Source organism: Ruegeria sp. BA2, from assembly GCF_056539605.1.
The window spans coordinates 1-3,061 of record NZ_JBQFVE010000034.1; the positions used below are offsets into that span (position 1 = coordinate 1).

Annotated in this window: 3 protein-coding genes; 1 reads left to right on the forward strand and 2 read right to left on the reverse strand. The window is 57.7% G+C overall.

Going from position 1 to position 3,061, the window contains the following annotated elements; all coding sequences use genetic code 11:
- Both ACR0NN_RS25205 and ACR0NN_RS25210 read right to left on the reverse strand, forming a co-directional pair.
- A partial coding sequence (locus tag ACR0NN_RS25205; protein ID WP_480685858.1) for an MATE family efflux transporter occupies window positions 1-1,316 on the reverse strand: 1,316 nt, incomplete at its 3' end.
- A 256-nt stretch (window positions 1,317-1,572) separates the two neighbouring features.
- Window positions 1,573-2,337, reverse strand: a complete 765-nt coding sequence (locus ACR0NN_RS25210; RefSeq protein WP_170723821.1) for a helix-turn-helix transcriptional regulator — start codon at window positions 2,335-2,337, stop codon at window positions 1,573-1,575.
- Between the two features lie 105 nt (window positions 2,338-2,442).
- On the opposite strand from ACR0NN_RS25210, the gene ACR0NN_RS25215 reads away from it, so the two are divergent.
- Window positions 2,443-2,871: a hypothetical protein gene (locus ACR0NN_RS25215; protein ID WP_170723822.1), complete on the forward strand. Its 429-nt coding sequence runs from the start codon at window positions 2,443-2,445 to the stop codon at window positions 2,869-2,871.
- Window positions 2,872-3,061 lie beyond the last annotated feature (190 nt).

A 3,061-nucleotide genomic window follows, 5' to 3' on the forward strand; every position in this document is an offset into this window, starting at 1 on the left:
AGCGCCCAGAACCGCAAGGGCAGGGCGACGGCTGCTACCACCAGACCCAGAGTATAGCCAATCCAGACGCCGACGGCTCCGAGATCAAAGAGGAAACCCAGTGCATAGCTGGCCGGCAAGGCAAGTGGCCAATAGGCCGTAAGGGTAATGATCGTCGGCAGGTTCATGTCCGACATTCCCCTCAGCGCACCCAACGCAGTACCCTGAACGCCGTCCGCAACTTGCAGTAGTGCCACGACGAAAAACAGCGTGACCGCGAGGTCAATGACGGCGGGGTCATCCGACATGCGTTCCGCCAGCATCCGGCCCGCAGTAATGAAGACGATGGCGGCAATCGCCTGCCAGAGCGTGACCATCGCAAAAGACGCCTTCAGAATCGGTCTGAGCCTTTCTCGGCTTCCTGCACCGACTGCAAGGCCCACACGGATCGAGGCAGCACCCGCCATACCAAGCGGGATCATATAGGCCAGCCCCGCGAGCGCGTTGACGATTTGGTGGGCGGCCAGCGCCTCGGCCCCCAACCAGCCCATCATCAGACCCACCACGGCGTAGGCGCCGCCCTCACCTGCATAGCCAAGACAGAGCGGCAGGGCGTCTTTGGCCTGCGACCAGACATCCGCCCATGCAACATTCACCCGCTGACGAAAGGCGGCCAGCCCCGGTGCGCTTATCAATACATAGATCCCGGCAACCAGCGACGTGCATTGCGAGAGTATGCTGGCCAGACCAGCGCCCAGAATTCCAAGATCAAGGATGTGAATGAAGGCATAGTTCGCGGGTATGTTGAACAGGACGCCCAAATAAGACAGCGCCACGGCTGTCCAGGGCCGCCCAATGGCGTCGAACAGAGCCTTCAGGCCGAAAAACAGCGTGAAAGGCACGATCCAGATCGCCATCGACAACCAGTATGGCAACAGGATTGCCAGAACTTCCTTGGGTTGTCCCAATGGCCCCAGCAGCGGATAGAGTGCGATCATTACCAATGCCGCGCCGCCGCCGCCCAGAAGGCACAGCAAAAGCCCGCTGCGCAACGCCAGCGCGACCCGCGCGGCATCGCGTGCGCCTTCAGCCTGGCTGATCTGTACGGAAATAGCAGTGATCACGCCCCAAAGAGCGGAAATCAGGATGATCAGAACAGCTGTGGTCACACCAGCTGCCGCCAGCGGGACCGTCCCGAGCGGAGAAATCATCGCCGTATCTACGACGCCGATCAATAGCGCTGCGGCCAACCCGACCATCAGCGGAACGGCCAACCGGATCAACGGTGTAAATTCGGCGCGGGTGGGCGCCTGCGAAATCAGGATTTGGTCTGTCATGGGTCACCTGCCGGACAACGTCCGGCGAATAAGTCGCGGTAAAGAGCTAAAGGCTCAGAATTAAGAGGGGCTATTCAGCCCTGCGACGGGAACACCATGAAATTGGTCCTTTTAGGGACAGGATAACAGGTAAGGTTCTAGGGGAAGAATTGTTCGGCGTCCAGATCGCTTTTGCAAGGCTATTTGCCGAACCCAGCCGAGTTCAGGAATGAGTCGGGTTCACCGGGACGTAGTGAAAATCTGGTCAAAACATCACTTAATTGGCAGCCACGTTGGCAAGGTCACGCAGAAATTTAGCGCTTTGGTCGTCGGCCGGAAAAAACAGTTCAATCTTCAGATCGTCCAGCGTGACGTCCGTGACTGTGCTGAATTGCGCAATGGTTCCAAACATGGAAAGCCGCTGACCACCAAAGCGGTAGATCGTAGAGATTGTCGGCCCGATCGCCGCGTCACTGCGGGAGTGCCCCTGTTGCGACAAAGCGCGCGCCGCGGCATCCAGCGCGGGTATGCCACCTGCGTTGGCGCTTTCAGCGCGCAGCCGCAACATCGTGTGATGCGCGACCTCGGGCCAGTTTTCAACAAGCTCAGACATCAGCGGACTGGTCAGCAGGTCCAGCAGGCTTTGCCCCTCGCCGATCCCCAGTGGTTTGAACAGCCCTTGGGCACTGCTGTTGAGCATCACAACATTCCAGAGCCGGTCTAACACCATTCCCGGGTAAGGAGCATGCTGCTGCAATGTCCATTCGACCGCATCCCGGATGTGTGACATCGCCGCGTCAGCAATCGGGGTTGCTGCAAAACGCGGCGCGAAGCCTTCGGCGCGCATCATTTGATTTCGGGTTTCGACCGGAAGGTTCATGACCTCGGACAAATGAAGGATCATGTCCTGGCTTGGCCGGGACCGCCCGGTTTCTAGAAAGGAGATATGGCGCGCGCTGACCTCAGCTTCGACCGCGAGGTCCAGCTGGCTCATCCTGCGTCGCTTTCGCCACTCTTTCAGCATGCCGGGATAGGGTGTCATGACCTGAGTTTAGCAAGGGTCCGGACAGAATTCACTTACCTCTGAGGTAATTGATTTGCGTCCCCCGCAAGCTGCATGAAGGGCGCATATCGAAAGGAGAAACTCATGACCCAACAACAGTCAGCAATGCGAATTTCAGGTAGTGTTCTTGTTGCAACTGGGGTGCTCTTTGCTCTGGCAGCGCTGCCGTTTCTGCACCCCGTCGCACATATCTTTCTGCAAATCGCGTATTGGCCAATTCACGCTGTTCCCGCGGAACTGACGGTTCCATTGCCTTTACTGCTAGTTATCACCGGTGGCCTAACGGTTGGCCTGGGAGGCATGCAATGGGCGCTGGGAACATACGTTGCCCCGGTATCGGCGGTCGCCGCGGCCAAGACCGCTCAGATTACGGCATGGTCCTGGTTTTGCGTCGACAGTTTAGGCTCCATTTTGGTAGGCGCGCCCTTCAACGTTGTGCTAAACCTATCCTTTCTCGTCCTGATCCTGTTGTCTTGCCGAACCGGCATGGCGAGCAAGCAGGCAACAACTTGACGTGAAGTGGAATTCACTGGGTTTGAAGGAAACGACTGGCTATTCCAGAAAATCTTAATTGGTCGAGGTCAACTCAACGTCGGTTTTTACATCGGACACGCTGGCGCTTTCAAAGGCCTTGCAGCTTTCGACACTTGACCTGAGCCGTTCATATAAGTCCGCGAAGTGCTAGTTGGACGACCATCGGATT

Coding starts and splice junctions, on each gene's coding strand:
- ACR0NN_RS25215 (WP_170723822.1), top strand. CDS start 2,443: ATGACCCAACAACAGTCAGCAATGCGAATTTCAGGTAGTGTTCTTGTT.
- ACR0NN_RS25210 (WP_170723821.1), bottom strand. CDS start 2,337: ATGACACCCTATCCCGGCATGCTGAAAGAGTGGCGAAAGCGACGCAGG.